The sequence below is a fragment of the Paraburkholderia sp. EG304 genome (assembly GCF_046543485.1).
Taxonomy (GTDB): domain Bacteria; phylum Pseudomonadota; class Gammaproteobacteria; order Burkholderiales; family Burkholderiaceae; genus Paraburkholderia; species Paraburkholderia youngii.
The window spans coordinates 1-402 of record NZ_JBKGUA010000366.1 but is presented as its reverse complement, the minus strand read 5'-3'; the positions used below and the strand labels follow the sequence as shown (position 1 = coordinate 402).

Here is a 402-nt window from a genome sequence, read left to right as displayed (position 1 = left end):
AGCCAGGATCATCACGGAAAATCGAAAAATTTTCTCAATCCACTGACCGATGGCTCATCGCTGTCCGCATGGTGTCCGAGGGGGTTGACGTCCCTCGACTCGCCGTTGGCGTCTATGCGACCTCGTCGTCGACCCCACTCTTCTTTGCTCAGGCTATTGGACGATTTGTTCGCTCACGGGTGCCGGGCGAGACCGCGTCGATCTTCCTTCCCTCACTTCCTATTTTGTTGGACCTGGCATCCCAACTGGAGGCTGAACGCAACCATGTTTTAGGCAAACCGCACCGGTCCAATGATGGTTGGGACGATGAACTTGTAGCACAGGCGAATAAGACAGAGTCAGAACCTGAGGACGTGAAGAAATATGAGTCACTTGGCGCTGAGGCTGAGCTTGATCATGTGA

The 402-nt window shown here is 53.7% G+C and carries 1 protein-coding gene; it reads left to right on the top strand.

What is annotated here, in order from left to right:
- Positions 1 to 402: DEAD/DEAH box helicase (locus ACLFKU_RS44310; RefSeq protein ID WP_410853464.1), on the top strand; the 402-nt coding region annotated here is incomplete at both ends.